Origin of the sequence: Streptomyces sp. NBC_00370, assembly GCF_036084755.1 — a bacterium.
Lineage (GTDB): Bacteria > Actinomycetota > Actinomycetes > Streptomycetales > Streptomycetaceae > Streptomyces.
In genome coordinates this window covers 4,186,902-4,205,339 of record NZ_CP107968.1, presented here as the reverse complement: position 1 = coordinate 4,205,339, position 18,438 = coordinate 4,186,902, and the positions used below count along the sequence as shown (strand labels likewise).

The 18,438-nt window shown below is 72.0% G+C and carries 12 protein-coding genes and 2 pseudogenes; 9 read left to right on the top strand and 5 right to left on the bottom strand.

Annotation, left to right across the window (positions count from 1 at the left end; all coding sequences use genetic code 11):
• Positions 1-128 precede the first annotated feature (128 nt).
• Positions 129-947 carry a L,D-transpeptidase family protein gene (locus OHS57_RS18680; RefSeq protein ID WP_041987602.1) on the top strand — a complete coding sequence of 273 codons (819 nt, stop codon included), beginning with the start codon at positions 129-131 and terminating at the stop codon, positions 945-947.
• Positions 948-1,023: 76 nt separating this feature from the next.
• Here the strand turns inward: OHS57_RS18680 and metG are convergent, their stop codons facing one another.
• Positions 1,024-2,628, bottom strand: coding sequence for a methionine--tRNA ligase (metG, locus tag OHS57_RS18675; protein WP_041987604.1), 1,605 nt, complete (start codon positions 2,626-2,628; stop codon positions 1,024-1,026).
• A 216-nt stretch (positions 2,629-2,844) separates the two neighbouring features.
• Here metG and OHS57_RS18670 point away from each other — a divergent pair.
• Positions 2,845-3,162: pseudogene (locus OHS57_RS18670) on the top strand (response regulator transcription factor); the annotation flags it as partial.
• Positions 3,153-3,959 (top strand): annotated as a pseudogene (locus tag OHS57_RS18665) (sensor histidine kinase); the annotation flags it as partial. The pseudogenes OHS57_RS18670 and OHS57_RS18665, both read left to right, overlap by 10 nt.
• 15 nt (positions 3,960-3,974) lie before the next feature.
• Here OHS57_RS18665 and OHS57_RS18660 read toward each other — a convergent pair.
• The 3 genes from OHS57_RS18660 to OHS57_RS18650 all read right to left on the bottom strand — a co-directional run bounded on the left by OHS57_RS18660 (position 3,975) and on the right by OHS57_RS18650 (position 8,329).
• Positions 3,975-5,573, bottom strand: coding sequence for a VWA domain-containing protein (locus tag OHS57_RS18660; RefSeq protein WP_328582731.1), 1,599 nt, complete (start codon positions 5,571-5,573; stop codon positions 3,975-3,977).
• 175 nt (positions 5,574-5,748) lie between these two features.
• Positions 5,749-6,792 carry a hypothetical protein gene (locus OHS57_RS18655; RefSeq protein ID WP_443043077.1) on the bottom strand — a complete coding sequence of 348 codons (1,044 nt, stop codon included), beginning with the start codon at positions 6,790-6,792 and terminating at the stop codon, positions 5,749-5,751.
• A 58-nt stretch (positions 6,793-6,850) separates the two neighbouring features.
• A complete protein-coding gene (locus OHS57_RS18650) occupies positions 6,851-8,329 on the bottom strand; it encodes an APC family permease (protein ID WP_328582730.1) in 1,479 nt (492 codons plus the stop codon).
• Between the two features lie 186 nt (positions 8,330-8,515).
• Between OHS57_RS18650 and OHS57_RS18645 the strand changes: the two genes are divergently transcribed.
• Both OHS57_RS18645 and OHS57_RS18640 read left to right on the top strand, forming a co-directional pair.
• Positions 8,516-11,080, top strand: coding sequence for an ABC transporter permease (locus tag OHS57_RS18645; RefSeq protein WP_328582729.1), 2,565 nt, complete (start codon positions 8,516-8,518; stop codon positions 11,078-11,080).
• A gap of 132 nt (positions 11,081-11,212) precedes the next feature.
• Positions 11,213-11,611 (top strand): RNA-binding S4 domain-containing protein, encoded by a 399-nt coding sequence (locus OHS57_RS18640; protein WP_041987610.1) that lies wholly within the window; start codon positions 11,213-11,215, stop codon positions 11,609-11,611.
• On the opposite strand, the gene OHS57_RS18635 is transcribed toward OHS57_RS18640, so the two are convergent.
• Positions 11,598-13,289 (bottom strand): cytochrome c biogenesis protein CcdA, encoded by a 1,692-nt coding sequence (locus OHS57_RS18635; protein WP_328582728.1) that lies wholly within the window; start codon positions 13,287-13,289, stop codon positions 11,598-11,600. The two genes, OHS57_RS18640 and OHS57_RS18635, sit on opposite strands and share 14 nt — an antisense overlap.
• Before the next feature lie 234 nt (positions 13,290-13,523).
• Between OHS57_RS18635 and OHS57_RS18630 the strand changes: the two genes are divergently transcribed.
• The 4 genes from OHS57_RS18630 to OHS57_RS18615 all read left to right on the top strand — a co-directional run bounded on the left by OHS57_RS18630 (position 13,524) and on the right by OHS57_RS18615 (position 18,415).
• Entirely contained in the window at positions 13,524-14,420 is an 897-nt protein-coding gene (locus OHS57_RS18630; RefSeq protein WP_241778534.1) for a D-alanyl-D-alanine carboxypeptidase family protein, read from the top strand.
• A 168-nt stretch (positions 14,421-14,588) separates the two neighbouring features.
• Positions 14,589-15,146, top strand: a complete 558-nt coding sequence (locus tag OHS57_RS18625) for a hypothetical protein (protein WP_157874318.1) — start codon at positions 14,589-14,591, stop codon at positions 15,144-15,146.
• Positions 15,147-15,338: 192 nt separating this feature from the next.
• Positions 15,339-16,955: a pyridoxal phosphate-dependent decarboxylase family protein gene (locus OHS57_RS18620; protein ID WP_328582727.1), complete on the top strand. Its 1,617-nt coding sequence runs from the start codon at positions 15,339-15,341 to the stop codon at positions 16,953-16,955.
• Positions 16,952-18,415 carry a lysine N(6)-hydroxylase/L-ornithine N(5)-oxygenase family protein gene (locus tag OHS57_RS18615; protein ID WP_328582726.1) on the top strand — a complete coding sequence of 488 codons (1,464 nt, stop codon included), beginning with the start codon at positions 16,952-16,954 and terminating at the stop codon, positions 18,413-18,415. Before OHS57_RS18620 ends, OHS57_RS18615 begins: the two co-directional genes overlap by 4 nt.
• Positions 18,416-18,438: the final 23 nt, after the last annotated feature.

The following is an 18,438-nucleotide window of genomic DNA, read 5'->3' as shown; positions in this document are numbered from 1 at the left end:
GGTGGCTGGATAAGCTCGCGGTGCGACTGCCCGGACGCTGGGGGACACTGGAGCAGCCCGAAAGACGCCTCCAGCAAGACCGGACCGCGAGGTTCCTCCCTCGTCGCGTCAAATGAAGGGCCCACTCCATGTCGTCCGTCCGTTCCCTCGGCCCCGCCGCCGCGCTGCTGACCGCCGGTCTGCTGCTGACCGGCTGCGCCGGCGCGGCCGGGACCGCAGGACACGCCGACCCGGCGCCGGCGGCCACCACCACGACCTCGGCGAAGGACAGGGGCCTGATCGGCAGGGCGGGCCCCGAGGCGCGGACCGCGTCCTCCGGGGAGATCCCGGGCCTCGGCCCGCGGACCCGCGCCGAGATCCCGCAGGACACCCGGCAGGCCGTCGTGGTGACCGGCGCGGGCAGGGACGCCAACCGCTCCACGGTCCGCGTCTGGGAGCGCGACAGCGGCTCCGAGTGGGCCGCGGGGACCTCGGGAGTGGCGCCCCGCCTGGGCTGGCACCCGGTCGCGGGACCCTGGCCCGCGCACAACGCCCTGGACGGCTGGACCGGGCACCACGTCCAGAGCGACCGCCGCTCACCGATCGGCGTCTACGGCCTCACCGACGCGGGCGGCTCGCTGCCCGACCCCGGCACGAAGCTCCCGTACGACAGGTCGGACGCCTTCTACGCCGACGGCACCGGCTTCCACGGCGAGTCGCTGGAAGGCTCCTTCGACTACGTCGTGGCGATCAACTACAACCGCGAGGCGGGCACCACCCCCCTGGACTGGACCCGCCCCCTCGGCGGCGACCGGGGCGGCGGCATCTGGATCCACGTGGACCACGGCGGCCCCACCCAGGGCTGCGTCTCACTGCCGCGCGACCGGGTGAAGCAGCTGCTGGAACTGCTGGACCCGGACAAGGAGCCGGTGGTCGTGATGGGTGACGCGACCTCGCTGGAACGCTGAGCCGTACGGTCCGTCACACGGCGGCAGGCCCGGAACCGTCGCGGTTCCGGGCCTGCCGTACGTCACGCGGACGCGGTTACGCGGGCTTCTCCTCCAGGCGGGGGAAGAGCACCGCGCCCTTCGTCACCTTCGTGCCCGGGGCCAGCCGGCCCCAGTCGGCCGCCGACGCCACCCGCTGGTCCGCCAGCGCGCCCAGCGACTCCTCGGCGCCCAGCGACTCCCACAGCTTCTGGGACGTCTCCGGCATCACCGGGTTCAGCAGGACGGCGCAGGCGCGCAGCGACTCGGCCGCCGTGTAGAGGATCGTCGCGAGCCGGGCCCTGCCCGCCTCCGACTCGTCCTTGGCGACCTTCCACGGCTCCTGCTCGGTCAGATAGCCGTTGACCTGCTTGACGAAGTCGAAGACCGCGGCGATACCGCCCGCGAAGTCCAGCTCCTCGCCGATCCGCCGGTCCGCCTCGGCGACCGCCTTCGTCAGACCGTCCCGTACCGCCTGCTCGGCCGGACCGGAGTCCGTCGCCTGCGGCAGCGCACCGCCGTAGTACTTGCCGACCATGGCGGCGACGCGCGAGGCGAGGTTGCCGTAGTCGTTCGCCAGCTCGGAGGTGTAGCGGGCGCTGAAGTCCTCCCAGGAGAACGAGCCGTCCTGCCCGAAGGCGATGGCCCGCAGGAAGTACCAGCGGTAGGCGTCCACGCCGAAGTGCGTGGTCAGGTCCTGCGGCTTGATGCCGGTCAGGTTCGACTTCGACATCTTCTCGCCGCCGACGAGCAGCCAGCCGTTGGCGACGACCTTGCCGGGCAGCGGCAGCCCCTGCGCCATCAGCATGGCCGGCCAGATGATCGCGTGGAAGCGCAGGATGTCCTTGCCCACGAGGTGCACGTCGGCGGGGAACGTCCCGTCGAACTTCTCCTGGTTCGCGCCGTAGCCGACGGCCGTCGCGTAGTTCAGGAGAGCGTCGATCCACACGTAGATCACATGCTTCTCGTCCCACGGCACCGGGACGCCCCAGTCGAAGGTCGAGCGGGAGATCGACAGGTCCTGGAGCCCCTGCTTGACGAAGTTCACGACCTCGTTGCGCGCGGACTCGGGCTGGATGAAGCCGGGGTTCGCCTCGTAGTGCGCGAGGAGCTTCGGGCCGAACTCACTGAGCTTGAAGAAGTAGTTCTCCTCCTTGAGGATCTCCACCGGCGTCTTGTGGATCGCGCACAGCTTGACGCCGTTCTCGTCCTCGATCAGCTCGCCGGGGAGTTTGTACTCCTCGCAGCCCACGCAGTACGGGCCCTCGTAGCCGCCCTTGTAGATCTGGTCCTTGTCGTACAGGTCCTGCACGAACTCCCGCACCCGGTCGGTGTGGCGCTTCTCCGTCGTCCGGATGAAGTCGTCGTTGGCGATGTCCAGGTGCTCCCAGAGGGGCCGCCAGGACTCGTCCACCAGCTTGTCGCACCACTCCTGCGGGGTCACCCCGTGGGCTTCGGCGGTGCGCATGATCTTCTGACCGTGCTCGTCCGTGCCGGTGAGGTACCACACCTTCTCACCGCGCTGGCGGTGCCAGCGCGTGAGCACGTCCCCTGCGACGGTCGTGTAGGCGTGGCCCAGGTGAGGAGCGTCGTTGACGTAGTAAATGGGGGTGGTGACGTAGTACGCCTTCCCACCCTGCTCTTCGGATCCATTGGCCGCCATGCCGGAAATCCTAACGGCCCCGCGGAGATCACTTCACCCGCATAAAGGCCGGTGAATACCCGGCGGAGAGCTTTGCGAAACACCCGGTGCCGTAGGACGGGCGCATCCTGGGAGGAGAAGGACGTCATGTACGAGGCAGGGCGCAAGGAGTCGGTACGCGAGGTGGGGGACGAGAGCATGCGGGTACTGGGTCGCCCAGGACGATGAGCCACGGCGATACTCGCCGAGCTGGTCGCCACCGGACTGCGGCGGGCCGGCTTCGCCACCGTGTACAGCGGTGACGCGGCCCTCGCCTACCTCGGTCTGCACGACTACGACGTGGTCGTCCTCGACCGGGACCTGCCGCGCGTCCACGGCGACGACGTGGCGCGCAAGCTCGTCGCCGATGCCTCCCGTACGCGGATACTGATGCTCACCGCGTCCGCCTCCATGGAGGACCGCGTCGAAGGCCTCGACCTCGGCGCCGACGACTATCTGGGCAAGCCCTTCGAATTCCCCGAGCTGGTCTCCCGGGTCCGCGCGCTGCGGCGGCGCGCAGGCTGTCGGAGCGCAACCTCCACGAGCGGATCGGCGCGAGCGGGCCCGACGACGAACTCAAGGAGCTGGGCGACACGCTCGACGCGCTGCTCGGCCGGCTCCAGACGGCTTTCGACAGCCAGCGCCGCTTCATCGCCAACGCCTCGCACGAACTGCGGACCCCGCTGGCGACCCAGCGCGCCGCGATCCAGATCGGCCTGGACGACGGCTGCTCGGCCGCCGATCTCGCCCGTACGAAACAGACCCTGCTCGACAACAACCGGCGCAGCGAACAGCTCATCGAGGGGCTGCTGGTGCTCGCGCGCAGCGAGCGCGGTCCTGCGGCGGGGCCCGGGGCAGGGGGCGAGGACCAGGAGGAGCTGGACCTCGGGACGCTGGTCACCGACGAGGCGGCCGGGCACGGGGTGCGGGTGTCGGTGACGGGCGCGGGCGCGGTCCGTGGCAGCCGGCTGCTGCTGGGGCGGCTGGTGGCGAACCTGCTGGCCAACGCCGTGACGTACAACGTGCCTGGCGGGACGGTCGACGTCAGCGTCGAGGGCACGACGCTCGTGGTGCGCAACACCGGGCCCGTGGTGGCGTCCGGCGAGATCCCGGGCCTCTTCGAACCGTTCCGGCGCGGCGAGGGACGCGACCGGATGGGCCCGGGGGCCGGCCTCGGGCTGTCGATCGTCCGGTCGATCGCCGTGGCGCACGGCGGTTCGGTGACGGCGCTGCCGGGCGGTGCGCGCGGCGGCCTGGAGGTGACGGTGGAACTGCCGCCGGCCGGCACCGAAGCGGTGCCGGCCGGCGGGTGAGCGGGGTACCGGGGATCAGCTGGTGGTTTCCGGCTTCCAGACGGCGAGCAGCTCGCGGTACACGTCGGCGTGCGGCAGCTCGGCCGGCGCCGGGCCCGCGTGGAAGAACCCGACGTGGTCCAGCTCCTGCTCGGTCTTGCGGAGGAAGTCGAACGCCTTCGAGTCGTACGGGCCGAAGGCCACGAACGCCCAGAACAGGCCCTTGCCGGCGACCTCGTTGAGCGCCAGCCGCGCGGTCTGCTTGGCGTCGGGGGCGCCGTCGGTCTGGAAGACGACGAGCGCGGGCCCGGTGGCACCCGACTTCTCGCGGTGCGCGACGACCTCTTCGACGGCCCGGTGGTAGCTGGTACGGCCGAGGCGGCCGTAACTGGCGTGCGCCTTGTTCACGGCGTCGGAGAAGTCCGTGAGGGACAGGTCGGTCGTGCCGTCGATGTCCGTGGAGAAGAACACCGTGTGGACGACCGGCTCGTCACCGAGATGCGCGGCGAGCGCGAGCGTCTGCTCGGCGAGATGCTGCACGCTGCCGCTCTTGTAGAACTCCCGCATGGAGCCTGACCGGTCGAGTACGAGGTACACGTCGGCCCGCTCGCCGGTGAGCCCGCGCGCCTTGAGGGCGGCGTCGGCGGCGTTGTAGGGAGCGACGAGCGCGTCGGGCACGGTGCCGGGGACGGCGGGCGCGGGCGCCTCAGCGACGGGTGCGGATTCGGGGGCCGCGACGACCGGGTCGGCCTCGGCCTGCTGGGTGGCGACGGGCTCGGCGACGGGGGCGGGGGCGACCGGCGTGGCCTTCTTGGCCGCCGTGGTCTTCTTCGCGGGGGTGGCCTTCTTGGCAGCGGCCTTCCGGGGGGCGGCCTTCTTCACCGGCGCGACGGGCGCGACGGGCGTGGCCTCGGGCTCAGGCAGGGTCTCGGCCACGGGCAGCGTCTCGGGCTCGGACTCCACGACCGGCGCGGCAACGGGCTCGGGCTCCACGACCGGGGTCGGTTCGGCAGCCGCCGGTGCGGGCGTCGGCTCGGGCTCCACGACCGGTTCGGGCTCGACGACCGGTGCGGGTTCCACGACCGGGTCCGTCTCCGCGATCCGTGCCGCCTCGGCCGCCGGCGACTCCGGTGCCGGCTCCGCCGCCACCGGCTCGGATTCGGCCACCGGCGTCGGCTCGGCCTTCTCCGCCACCTGCTCCGGCTCCGGCACCTGCTCCGGCTCGGGTTCCGGCGTCGGCGTCGCCACCGGCGTCGGTTCCGTCGTCGTCTGGGCCGGGACCGTCGGGGCCGGGTCCGCAGGGGCCGGGTCCGCCGATCGCGGTGCCGTGGCCTGGGCCGGGACGCTCCGGGGGGTGGGGTTGTCGAACGACTCGGCCACCAGCTTGGCCGCCGCGTCCTCGTGCGGCGCCGGACGCCGCTCAGGGGCGGGCGCCTTCGCCGGGACCGTCACCGATTCCGTGACCGTTTCCGTGACCGGCTCCGTCACCGACTCCGCGGCCGGGTCCGTCGTCGTGGCCGATTCCACGCCGGACGACGAACGGTCGGCCTGGGGCGGTACGGAGGCTGCCGCCGACTCGTTACGCTCCTCGCGGTCGCGACCGAACACCTTGCGCAGCAAGCTCCGAATGCCCATGGGTGAGCCTTTCAGACGAGTTGGGTGCCGTGTATGTCCATACCTGGGAACAGGGGTGCGGGAGACATTCCCCGCGACAACCCCGCATCCCTGGCCAGGGCGGATACGTAAGGTTAGCGGCCGTCCGGGACGATCACCGGCAGGGGCGCCCCAACAGATGGCCGGTCACGGCCGGTCAGGACAGCCGCGCCGCCTTGCGGTACGAGGTGAACTGCTCGGCCGGGTCGCCCGTGTAGGACCACGGCACCCGCGCCGCACGCCACCCCAGCAGCCGGAACAGCTCGCACGCCTCGCCGTCCAGACCCGCGTAGCAGGCCGCGTGGGTCAGGTAGTTGAGCTCGCTGACCTCTTCGGGACGTACGGGTCCCGCGGGGCGCCAGCCGATCCACCGGTCGAAGGTGCGGCGCACCTCGGTCACCGCCAGTTCGTGGTGCCAGTGTTGCTCCTGGCCGAAGTTGCGGCCGACGAGGTCCCTGGCCCTGCGCCGTTCGTGCGCCGTCTCCGCGACATGGCGGTACTCCTCGACGCGGGCTATCTGCACCAGGACCGGCAGCGGCGAGCCCTTGGGCGCCACGCCGGCGGCGTCGCGCGCGAAGTCGTACATCCGGCCGTGGGTGCCGTGCCAGCGCGCCGAGAGGTAGCGCAGCAACTGCACATGGCCCTCCATGTTGTACGGGTCGCGCCGGCGCAACTCGTCCCACCAGCGCTGCAGCTCGCCCCGGCTGACGCCCTTCTCGTAGAGCCGGGCGACGGTGAGCAGCGAGACCCAGGGCATCGGGTCGTCGCGGCGGGCGCGCGCCGCGTTCACGCACGACAGCACGACCGCGTCGAGCCGGGTCTCGTCGATCATCCCGGGGCCGCGGCCCGCAGCGATGGCCTGGTTGAAGACGCGTACCACCTCGGTGGCCGCGCGCAGCACCGCGGCGTCGGGGCAGTCGGGTTCGGCGGCCCGCCAGGTCTCGGCGGCCGAGCTGTCGGCGGCGGCGTGGGAGAGGATCCGCAGCCGCTGGGTGCGCAGCGGCCAGTTGTCGCCGGTTTCGCGCAGCAGGTCGCGTACGCCCTGCCAGCGGCCGATAACGATGTCTTGGCGCGCCGCTGTGAGCTGTCGGTCGCCGAAGTCCGGGTCGAAGTCGGGGCCTTCGTTCTTCCCCGGCTGGCGCTCCGGACGCTCGGGGCGGTCCGGGGCGCTCTTCGGTGCCCGGTGCCGGTGTGTGGTGATGGCGGCCCCCCTCCCTCGGACGTGGATACAAGCTCAACGGACGTGGCACCGACTCGGATCAGAAGTCGGTCGCCATCGCCTCCTCGGGGCGGCCGGCCCCCGCCGTCAGCCCCGTGTCCGCGTACGCCCCGTCGTCGTCGGCGGAGCGTGTGGCGTCCAGTGTCGCCGGACGGTAGTACGAACTGCCCTTCCGCCAATACCAGAACATCGGCACAAGTCCCGCCGCGAGCCCGCCGATCCCGATGCAGATCGCGGTCGTCGTCAGTTCGCCCAGCGACTCGAAGAAGATCCAGAACATGAACACCGCGCCGACCAGGGGCCACAGGCCCGCGAGGAAGAACGTGCGGAACGACCGCAGCAGGAGCTTGCGGTACGCGACGACGACGGCGAGCCCCGCGAGGCCGTAATAGACCGATACCTGGAGGGAGATGGCGGTGACGGCGTCGGAGATGATCTCGGTGACCGAGCCGAGCACGGTGGCGGCGGCGAGCATGCCGATCCCGGCGCACCCGACGACCGTGATCGCCACCCAGGGGGTGTTCCAGGTGCGGTGCACCTTGCCGAGCGAGGCCGGCAGGGTGCGGTCGCGGCCCATGGCGAACAGCGAGCGCGTCACCTGAATGAGTGTCGTCTCCAGCGTCGCCACGGTGGACAGCAGCACGGCGACGATGAGGAACTTGCCGCCGACGCCCGGCCAGATCACATCGCCGAGCACACCGAGGACGTTGGCGCTGCCCGCCGAGATCTGCCGCTCCGTCAGGATGATGTTGGTGGCGATGGTGAACGCCTCGAACAGCAGGAAGACGATCCCGACGCCGACGAGCGCGGCGAACCCGGAGTTCCTGCGGCTGTTGCGGGTCTCCTCGCTGAGGTTGCTGGTGACGTCCCAGCCCCAGTAGTAGAAGGCGGCGATCAGCGCGCCGGACGCGAACCCCGAGGGCCCGTCGAAGTGGCTGAAGCCGAGCCAGGACCAGTCGAAGGCGTGCGCTGTGCCGTCGTGCAGGAGGGCGGCCAGCAGGAAGACGACCAGCAGCGTCACCTCGACGCCGGACAGCAGCAACTGCGCCCGTACGGTGAGCCGCGCGCCGCCGAGCACGATCAGCACCATCAGCGCCAGCCAGCCGGCGCCCACCAGCGCGGCGAGTGACGTGTGGGTGGCGAGGCCCGGGTCGAAGATCGCCAGGGTCATGGCACCGGCCGGCAGCGACCCGGCCACCATGAAGATCGTCGTGGAGATGACCAGCGCCCAGCCGGAGATGAAGCCGAGGAACGGGTGCAGGGTGCGGGCCACCCAGGAGTACGCGGCGCCCGCGTTGGGGTCCAGTCTGCCGAGCCTGCCGTAGGCGAGCACGATCCCCAGCATGGGTATCGCGCAGTACAGGAGCGCGGCGGGGCTGGCGAGTCCGACCGTGGCGACGAGCACGGCGGTGGTGGCCGCGATCGAGTAGGCCGGCGCACTTCCTGCGACCGCCATCACCACGGTGTCGAACCTGCCGAGGACATTGGGCTGCAGCCCTCTGCGGGAATTGCTGCGCATGGCGTTCACTGCTTCCGTGTTTGGAAGGAAGCCTTCTTAAAAGAAGATCGAGCCGCATGGTAGCGGTGTGCGGCCCGCCCTGTGGGGGCGAGCCTGTCGGTCGCCGCCCACCTGGGGTTTGCCCCACCCCGAGGTCGCCGGGAGACCCCATGGGCCGGGGCGGCCCGGCTCCGTAGCGTCGTAGCCATGACTAAAGGCGGCGGTACGGGGCGGTTGGCGGTACGGACTCTGAGGTTCCGGAAGAGTGGCTTCCTCGCCACCTTCGTCGCGCTCTTCTTCGGCACGGCCATCGTCATGGCCTGCGGCGGACTGATGGAGACCGGGATCCGCAACAACGTGCCGCCCGAGCGGCTCGCCGGTGCCACGGCCGTCGTCGTCGGCGACCGGTCGTACGAACTGCACCCGGGCAACTCCGAGGACAGCGAGAGCGCCGTCCTGGCGGAGAGCGTGCCGCTGGATGCCGCGCTGGCCGGGCAGCTCGCGCGGACGCCTGGGGTGGAGCGGGTCGTCGGTGACGTCACGTTCCCGACGACGCTACTCGGTGCGCACGGTCCGGCACAGACGCGGGCCGAGGGTCACGGCTGGGATTCCGCTTCCCTCGCGCCGTACACGCTCGACGGCGGCCGGGCGCCCGCCGGGCCCCGCGAGGTCGTCCTGGACGCCGGGACCGCCGCGCGGGCCGGGGCGGCCGTCGGTGACACCGTCACGGTCGCCGCGCACGGCGGCGCCGCCAGGTACCGGGTCAGCGGCATCGCCGCCGCCCGGGACACGTCCCCGGAGCCCGCGCTGTTCTTCGCCCCCGCCGAGGCGGCCCGGCTCGGCGGCCACCCGGGCACGGTCGGCGCTTTCGCCGTCGTGGCGAAGCCGGGCACCGACGCGGCGCGGCTCAAGGGCGCGCTCGCCTCGGCCGTGGGCACCCCCGTCACGGTCCTCACGGGCGACGACCGCGGCCTCGCCGAACACCCGGACGCGGTGGCGCAGCGCGAGGACCTGATCGCCGTCTCCGGTGTCTTCGGCGGTACGGCCGTGATGGTCTCGCTGTTCGTCACCGCGGGCACGATGACCCTCGCGGCGGCCCGGCGCAGGCGCGAGCTCGCGCTGCTGCGGGCGATCGGCGCCACCCCGCGCCAGCTGCGCAGGATGCTGCTGACCGAGACCCTGGCGGTCGCCGTCGGCGCGATCCTGCTGGCCTGGCTGCCTGGGAAGTGGCTGGGCCGTGAGCTGTTCGACCGGCTGGCGGGCGGCGGGGTCACCGACCGGGCCGTCGAGTTCAGCCAGGGGTGGATCCCGGTGGTCACCGCCGGCGGTGCGCTGCTGCTGACGGCGCTCGGCGCCGGATTCGTCGGCGCGCGCCGCGCGGTCAAGGCGAAGCCCGTCGAGGCCCTCGCCGACTCGGCGCTCCAGCAGCGCTGGTTCAGCGTGACCCGGCTGGTGTTCGCCCTGGTGTTCCTGGCGGGCGCCGCCGCCCTGTCGATCGTGACCTGGGCGGTCATGGACGGTCCCACGGCGGCCAGTACGGCCGTCCCGACGGTCATCTGCGCCGCCATCGGTCTCGCGCTGATCGCCCCGGCCCTGACCAAGGTCTGCGCGGTGCTGCTGCACGGACCGGTGCGGGCCCTGACCGGTGTCTCCGGCCGGCTCGCGATGCTCAACTCCCGTGCCCGTACGGTGCACATCGCCGGCGCCGTGGCACCCGTCCTGCTCGCGGTCGGCTTCACCACCGCTTCCTTGTACGTGCAGACCACCACGACCGAGGTCAGCGAGCGCTCCTTCACGGAGAACCTGCGCGCGGACGCCGTCCTGACCTCCGCATCCGGCACGGTCGACGCCGGACTCGCCGACCGGGCCGCCCGGCTGCCCGGGGTCGCGGCGGCCAGTGCGTACGTGACCAGCGTCGGGTACCTCGAACTGCCGGACGGGAAGGGCTCGCAGACCGACGAGGACGGCATCCCGCTGCAGGGCGTCAGCGCCCGTGGGGCCGCCGGTACGACGGCGGTCGCGGCGAGCAGCGGCAGCTTCGACGGGTTGCGCGGTGACACGATCGCGCTGCCCGAGGGCGACGGGCACCGCACCGGCGACACGGTCACGATGCGGTTCGGCGACGGCGGCACGGCGCGGCTGCGGGTCGTCGCCACGTACCGGCCGAAGGGGACGTCGGAGGCGGCGCTGCTGCCGGTCGGGCTGCTGGCGCCGCACACGACGGCCGGACTGCCGCAGCAGGTCCTGGTGACGGCGAAGCCGGGCACCGATGTCGTACCGGCGCTGGCGAAGCTGGCGGCGGCCGAGCCGGGGCTCGCGGTCGCCGACCGGGACGCGCTGGTCGCGGCGAACACGGAGAACAGCGACACCCAGGCGGCGGTCAACTACCTGATGGTCGGCGTGATCATCGCGTACACCGCGATCTCGGTGATCAACAGCCTGTCCCTGTCGACCGGCGGCAGGCGCGGGGAGTTCGGGCTCCAGCGGCTGACCGGCGCGACCAGGGCGCAGATCATGCGGATGATGACGATCGAGGGTCTGGTCGTCGCCGCGATCGGGGTGCTGCTCGGCACGGCCGCCTCGCTGACGACCCTGGTGCCGTACGCGCACGTGGCGGGCGGCAGCCGCGGGTGGCTGCCGTCGGGTCCCGGCTGGATCTACGGGACGGTGGTGGGCGTCGCGGTGCTGCTGTCCCTGTCGGCGACGCTGGTGCCGACCTGGCGGGCGCTGCGGATCCGGCCCGCCGAGGCGGCGGGCGCGGCGGCCCTGTAGCCGCCGCGCCGCCCCACCGGGGTCCGTGCCCGTGGGGTCCGTCCCCGGGGGCCGTGCCCTGGGGTCCGCGCCGCCGGGGTCCGCGTCCGAATTTCACGAGCCGGGTCCTGGTGTGGTCGTTACCCTCGGAGTATGGCTTCTGAGGGAACGAGCGAGGGCACGGCGCGGGTCGACACCTGGATCTGGTCCGTACGCCTGACCAAGACGCGCTCCCAGGCGGCGGCGGCCTGCCGCGCGGGCCACGTCCGCGTCAACGGGGAGCGGGTGAAGCCCGCGTACACGGTCAAGGCGGGCGACGAGGTCCGGGTCCGGCACGCGGGCCGTGAGCGGGTCGTGGTCGTCTCCCTGATCGTCCGCAAGCGGGTCGGCCCGCCGGTCGCCGTGACCTGCTACGTCGACAACAGCCCCCCGCCGCCGCCCCGCGAGTTCGTCCTCCCGATCGCGATCCGTGACCGGGGCGCGGGCCGGCCCACCAAGCGGGACCGCAGGGAGCTGGACCGGCTCCAGGACCCGGGCTCTAACCGAACGTGAACGAGTAGGCGCTCAGCCCCGGCGACAGCGTGACGTCGAGCGTGCCGCTCTGCTGGTCCTCGGCGCTGAGCAGCGGATAGATGTCGGGTGCGCCGGAGATCCGGTAGGTGGTCGTCCTGCCGTTGATCTTCGCCGTCACCGTGCCCGTACCGCCCACGTCGAGGTAGATGTCGTTCGCCAGGTAGTTGAGCCGGACGCCCGAGCGTCCCTCGGCGGTGACGGCCTCGCCGCCGACCTTCCAACTGCCGCTGAGCGCGAAGGTGTTGGGCGGCTGTGAGGCGGGATAGCTGAAGTCCCGGGTGCCTGCGGGCAGTGGCGTGCCGGCCGCGTAGGTGTTGGCGCGCTCCGAGCCGAGGTAGGTCTCCGGCGTCATCTGCGGGGAGCTGGGTGTCGTGTCGCTGACGTGTGTGGCGGGCGGCAGCTTCACCGTGGGGTGCGCGGCGGTGAGCAACTGCCGGATCAGCGCCTCGGTGCCGTCGTAGTCGCCCTCGCCGATCGCGACGTGCCGCACCTCGCCCTTCGCGTCGATCAGATACTCGGCGGGCCAGGAGTCGTTACCGAAGTTGTCCCAGGTCGTGTACTTGTTGTCGAGCGCCACGGGATAGCTGACACGCAGCCGCTTCGCCCCCGCAGCGACATTGCCGGGGACGTGTTCGAAGGCGTACTCGGGGGTGTGCACGCCGATCACCTCGAACCCGGCGGCCTGGTAGGTGTCGTACCAGGGTTCGACATGGGTGATGGCGCGCTGGCAGTTGATGCACGAGTACGCCCAGAAGTCGACGAGGACGACCTTCCCCTTGAGTGAACTCGCGCTGACCGGCGCGCCGTTCGGGGTGTTCAGCCACTGCTGGATCCCGGAGATCGCGGGCGCCTTTCCGCAGTCCTCCAGGGTCTCGGACGGCTGCTGGGCGCAGTCCGCGAGCGACGCGCTCCCGCCGGAGCCGCCGAGCCGGGCCGCGGCCCCGCCCTGGCCGTCGAGCGCGTTGTTGAGGGTGGCGGTGTAGTCGGGCACCGCGCGCTGGAGCACGTCGGTGACGTTGAACGTGAGCGCGACGGCGAGCGCGATCACCACGACCCCGGCCAGCACCCGCAGCCCCCGCTGGCGTTCGCGGAACGCCCGTACCCGCTCGGCGACGCCCTGTCCCGCGAGCGCGAACCCGAGCAGCGGCAGCGCGGTCCCGACGGCGAAGGCCACGGTCAGCAGCACGGTCCTGACGCCGATCTTCCCGGTGGCGCCGGCGACGGTGATGGCGGCGAGCACAGGACCGGCGCACGGCACGTACACCGCGCCGAGCGCGAGCCCGAGCACGAACCCGCCGTGCTCGGCCCGTACCCGGCGCTGCGGGATCCAGTTGAACGGCTTCTCCAGCAGATGCTGCACGGCCGGCACCATCATGGCGACCCCGAGCACGACGAGCACCACGAGCCCCGCCCACCGGACGGTGTCGTCGGGCAGCGGCAGCGCACTCAGGATCAACGTCCCGAGCAGGGTGAACACACTGAAACTGAGGGCGAGTCCGAGCACGATCAGATACGGCCGACGGCCGGGCCGGCCCGCCGGCCGTTCCCCGGACCGCACCCCGCCGGACAGGAACACGACGGGCAGCACCGGCAGGACACAGGGCGAAATTCCCGTGATCAGCCCGCCGACGAGCCCGATCAGCACCAAAGTGACCACAGGCGACCTCCCGCACGGACGGACAGGCCGAGCCTACGACCCTAACCTGTGCGCCCGGGGCCGTGCCCGGTTCGTACGGGGGCGTCGACTGAGGGGCCGGCCATCGGGTACAACATGGCTCGTACACCCGGAAAATTCTCATGAAACGCACATCCATTGGTCCGTCTCGCGCATCTCATGAGCAAGCGGCGACCTCAGACAGCCGCACCGCTTTGGGTATTTGGAGTATTCATCTTGAAAACCGGCATTATGGGCATCCGGCGCCTGTCCGCTGTCGTCGTGGTCACCGCGGGCTCCGTCGCCGCCGCCGGGGCGTTCGCCCTCCCGGCGCAGGCCGCCGCCGCGCCCAAGACCCCGACCATTGTCGCCAAGGGCGGCTTCGTGATGAACAACGGCACCGGCAAGAGCCTTTACACCAAGGCCGCCGACACCCGTCGTTCCACCGGGTCGACCACGAAGATCATGACGGCGCGGGTGGTGCTCGCGCAGAAGAACCTCAACCTGGATTCCAAGGTCACGGTCCAGAAGGCGTACAGCGACTACATCGTCTCGAAGAACGCCTCGTCGGCCCGGCTGATCGTCGGCGACAAGGTCACCGTGCGGCAGCTGCTGTACGGGCTGATGCTGCCGTCCGGCTGCGACGCCGCGTACGCGCTGGCCGACAAGTTCGGCACGGGCTCGACGCGGGCCGCGCGGGTGAAGTCGTTCATCGGGAAGATGAACTCCACCGCCAAGACGCTCGGTCTGAAGAACACGCACTTCGACTCGTTCGACGGCATCGGCAGCGGTTCGAACTACTCGACCCCGCGCGACCTGACGAAGCTCGCCAGCAGCGCCATGAAGTACTCCACCTTCCGTACGGTCGTGAAGACCAAGTCGACCAAGCAGAAGGTCACCACCAAGACCAACGGCTACCGCTACATGACGTGGACCAACACCAACAAGCTGCTGGGCAGTTACTCGGGCACCATCGGCATCAAGACGGGCTCGGGGCCGGAGGCCAAGTACTGCCTGGTCTTCGCGGCCACCCGCAGCGGCAAGACCGTCATCGGTACGGTCCTCGCGTCCTCCTCGGAGGCCAACCGCACGGCGGACGCCAAGAAGCTGATGGATTACGGCTTCAAGAAGTAGCACCGCGCCAACTCCCGTACGCGACAGCGCCTCGCACACCCGGGCGATCTCCGGATCGCCCGGGGCCGGGGTTACCGCGATCCGCTGCGGCCTGCGACGATGGAAGCAGGCGCGCCGCGGGTTGGCGCACGTGTACAGCGGGCGGGAGGGCACGTGGCAGAGGTGTTCATGCGGCGCCTGAGTCGGTGGCAGGCGGAGCAGCAGCGGGAAGCCGTGGCTGACGTGTACGTCGAGGCGTACCAGCGGGTGCACGGCGAGGAGTTCCACGACCGGCAGCGATTCCTCGAAGCCTTCGCCAGGGACGTGCAGCGCCCCGGCTTCGACATGATGGTGGGCAGCGGCAGCGGGGGCGCCGAGTCGGCGGGTTACGCGTACGGGTTCCTGCTCGACAGGGCGGGCGAGTGGTGGCGCGGCATCGGCCGTGACACCCCGTGGGACGTGGAGGAACTGACCGTCTCCGGGCAGGTGTTCGCGCTCGCCGAGCTGATGGTCGTGCCGGCCTTCCGGCGGGACAAGGTGGCGACGCGGCTGCTGGAGCAGCTGCTCGTACGGACGGACGCCTCGCTGGTGACGGCGAGGGTCGACCCGGACAACGCGGCGGCGGTCGGCGCGCTCAGATCCTGGGGCTGGGTCCCGCTGGGGGCCGTCACCGGCACGGTCTCCTCGGTCCCCTCGCTCGGCTCGGGCACGGCGACCGAGATCTGGGGCCGCGCGCTCAAGGGGTGAGCGCTCAGGGGTGAGGCGTCGAAGGTGCGTGCGGCGCCAACTGCGCGCCCGTAGTGCGCGTTTCCCGCTGGGCCGCGGTGTGGCTTAGGCTCACCTAAGTATCTGGTGGCCGGTGCGTACGGGGGGACGTGGGGGGCTGCCGCGCGCCACCTCCGCCGTCAGTCTCCGTACCGCACATTCCGGAGTCGAGCCATGACCCTGTCACCCAGCACTCTGCCCGCGATTCTCCAGGAGGCGGCCCTCGGTCCTGCGGCCCCCGGGCCGGGAACCGGTCTGGCCGGCGGCACCGGGGGCGCCGCCGCGCTGGAGCCCCTGGTGCGTACGGTGCTGGACGCGCTCGCCGAGGGCGCGGCGCGCCGGGGCGGCCCCGTCCAGGGCGGGGAGCCCGACGAGATCGCCACGGCGGTCGCTGCCGCCTTCCGGAACGCGGCGGGTCCGGGCCAGGGAGCAGGTGCGGGCGCCGGTACGGGTACGAGCCCGACGAGGGCCGGGGGTGGCGACGCGGGCGCGCTGCACCGGCTCACCGAGCTGCTCGCCCACGGCAGCGCCGACCCGGCCGACCCGGCCTGCGCGGCCCATCTGCACTGCCCGCCCCTCGCCGTCGCCGTCGCCGCCGATCTCGCCGTCTCCGCGCTCAACCCGTCCCAGGACTCCTGGGACCAGGCACCCGCGGCCACCACCCTGGAGACCCTGCTCCTCGCCGAGCTGGCCCAACTCGTCGGGTACGAAGCGGAGTCGGCGGCCGGTGTGCTGACCTCCGGCGGCACCGAGTCCAACCTCATGGGGCTGATGCTGGCCCGCGACCGCGTCGTCGGCGGCTCGGCGGGACGCCAGGTCGAACTCACCGGGGTGCCGGGTGCCGGGCAGGGGAGCAGCCCCCGGATCCTCGCGTCCGTAGCGGCGCACTTCTCCGTCCAGCGCGCCGCCGCGCTGCTCGGGCTCGGCGAGAACGCCGTACTGCCGGTGGCCGTCGACCATCAACAGCGCATGGATCCCGTCGCGTTGGAGGCCGCCCTGGCGGGCTGCGCGCTCCGCGGCGAGCTGCCGGTCGCCGTCGTCGCCACGGCCGGTACGACCGACACCGGCGCGATCGACCCGCTGCGCGCGTGCGCGGCGCTGGCGGCAGCGCACGGCGCCTGGCTGCATGTGGACGCCGCGTACGGCGGTGGGGCCCTGCTGTCCGACCGGCTCGCACCGCTCCTGGACGGGCTGGCGCTGGCCGACTCGATCTCGCTCGACTGGCACAAGCTGGGCTGGCAGCCCGCCGCTGCCGGGGTGTTCCTGGTGCGCCGAGCCGAGACGTACGCCTCGCTCGCGCGCCGCGCCGTCTATCTGAACCCGGTCGACGACGAGGAGGCCGGCTACCCGAGTCTGCTCGGACTCTCGCTGCGCACGACGCGCCGCGCCGACGCGTTCAAGATCGCGGTCACCCTGCGCACGCTCGGCAGGGAAGGGCTCGGCCGGCTAGTCGACGCCTGTCACGACCTGGCGTGGTCGGGCGCGCGCGCCGTCGCTGACCACCCACGGCTCGAACTGCACGCCGAACCGGTGCTGACCGCCTTCCTGTTCCGCTACGTCCCCACGGGCCCCGCGGACCCGGCGCGCACCGACGCCATCAACGCCTCCTTGCGGCGGCGGCTGTTGCGCGAGGGCCGCGCCGTCGTCGGCCGCACCGAACTGCCCGGCGAGGACCCCGGACGGGTGCGCCTCAAACTGACCCTGCTCAATCCGCACACCACCCCGGAACAGGTGGCGGCGCTGCTGGCCGCCGTCGTGGCCGCGGGCGCCGCCGAGGAGGACGCGCGGTGACCGACTCACCGGCCGTGGAAGCCGTCGACGAAGGGCAGTCCGTGTACGAGGAAGAGCCGGCGCACGAAGACCAGGCGCACGAAGACCAGGCGTACGAAGAGCCGACGCGCGAAGAGGGATCCGTGTACGACCTGGTCGGGGTCGGGATAGGCCCGTTCAACCTCTCGCTGGCCGCCCTCTGCGACCGCGCCCCCGAGCTGCGCACGCTCTTCCTCGACGCGAAGCCCGCCTTCTCCTGGCACCCCGGGCTGCTCATGGAGGGCACGGTCCTCCAAGTGCCCTTCCTCGCCGACCTGGTGACGATGGCCGACCCCACCAGCCCCTGGTCGTACCTCAACTACCTGCACGCGCACGACCGGATGTTCCCGTTCTTCTTCTCCGAGCGGTTCCACATCCCGCGCCGTGAGTACGACCACTACTGCCGGTGGGTCGCCGACGGGCTGGCCAGCTGCCGCTTCGACGCCCGCGTCACCCAACTGGACTGGGACGACGAAGCGGGCGCCTTCGCCGTCACGTACCGCTCGGCCAAGGGCGGTACGACGCGGTTACTCGCACGCCAGATCGTGCTGGGTGTCGGCACCCTCCCGGTCGTCCCCGCACCGCTGCGCCCGCTGCTCACCCCGGCCCACGAGGGCCGGATCCTGCACAGCGCCGACTACCGCACCCACCGGGCGGAGCTGGCGGCGGCCGACGACGTCACCGTCATCGGAGCCGGTCAGTCGGGGGCCGAGGTCGCCCTCGACCTGCTGCGCCACCAGGACGGCGACGGCGCGGGCGGCCCGTACGTCCGCTGGCTCGCCCGTACCCCCGCGTTCGCGCCGATGGAGTACTCCAAGCTGGGACTTGAGCACTTCACCCCCGACTACATCCGCTACTTCCGCACCCTGCCCGCGCCCCGGCGCGACGAACTCGTGCGTGAGCAGTGGCAGTTGTACAAGGGCGTCAGCGAAGAGACGCTGGCCGAGATACACGACGAGCTGTACGAGCGCACCATCGGCGGCACGGAGCCGCGCGCCGCGCTGCACCCGGGACTCGAAGTCGTCGGCGTCGCACCGGAGAAGGGGCAAGGACCGGACGGCGCCGGCGGGTACGTACTGACCTGCCGGCACACCGAGCAGGACACGGTCATGGAGATCCGTACGTCCGCGATCGTCTCCGCGACGGGTTACGCGGCGGCCAGACCCGACTTCCTCGACGGCGACGGGCCGGCGAAGCTCATCGACTGGGACGACAGGGGCCGCTACCGGATCGACGGGACGTACCGGGTGGCCCTCGACCCACGGGTGCGGGGCGCGCTGTACGTGCAGAACGCCGAGCTGCACACGCACGGGGTGAGCGCCCCCGATCTGACGCTGGGGGCGTGGCGCGCCGCGACCATCCTCAACGCGGTCGCGGCGCGGACCGTCCTGCGGGTGCCGGAACGGGCAGCCTGGACGACGTTCGGGGCGCGGCGGTCCTGACGGGGCCTCCCGCGCCGACTCCG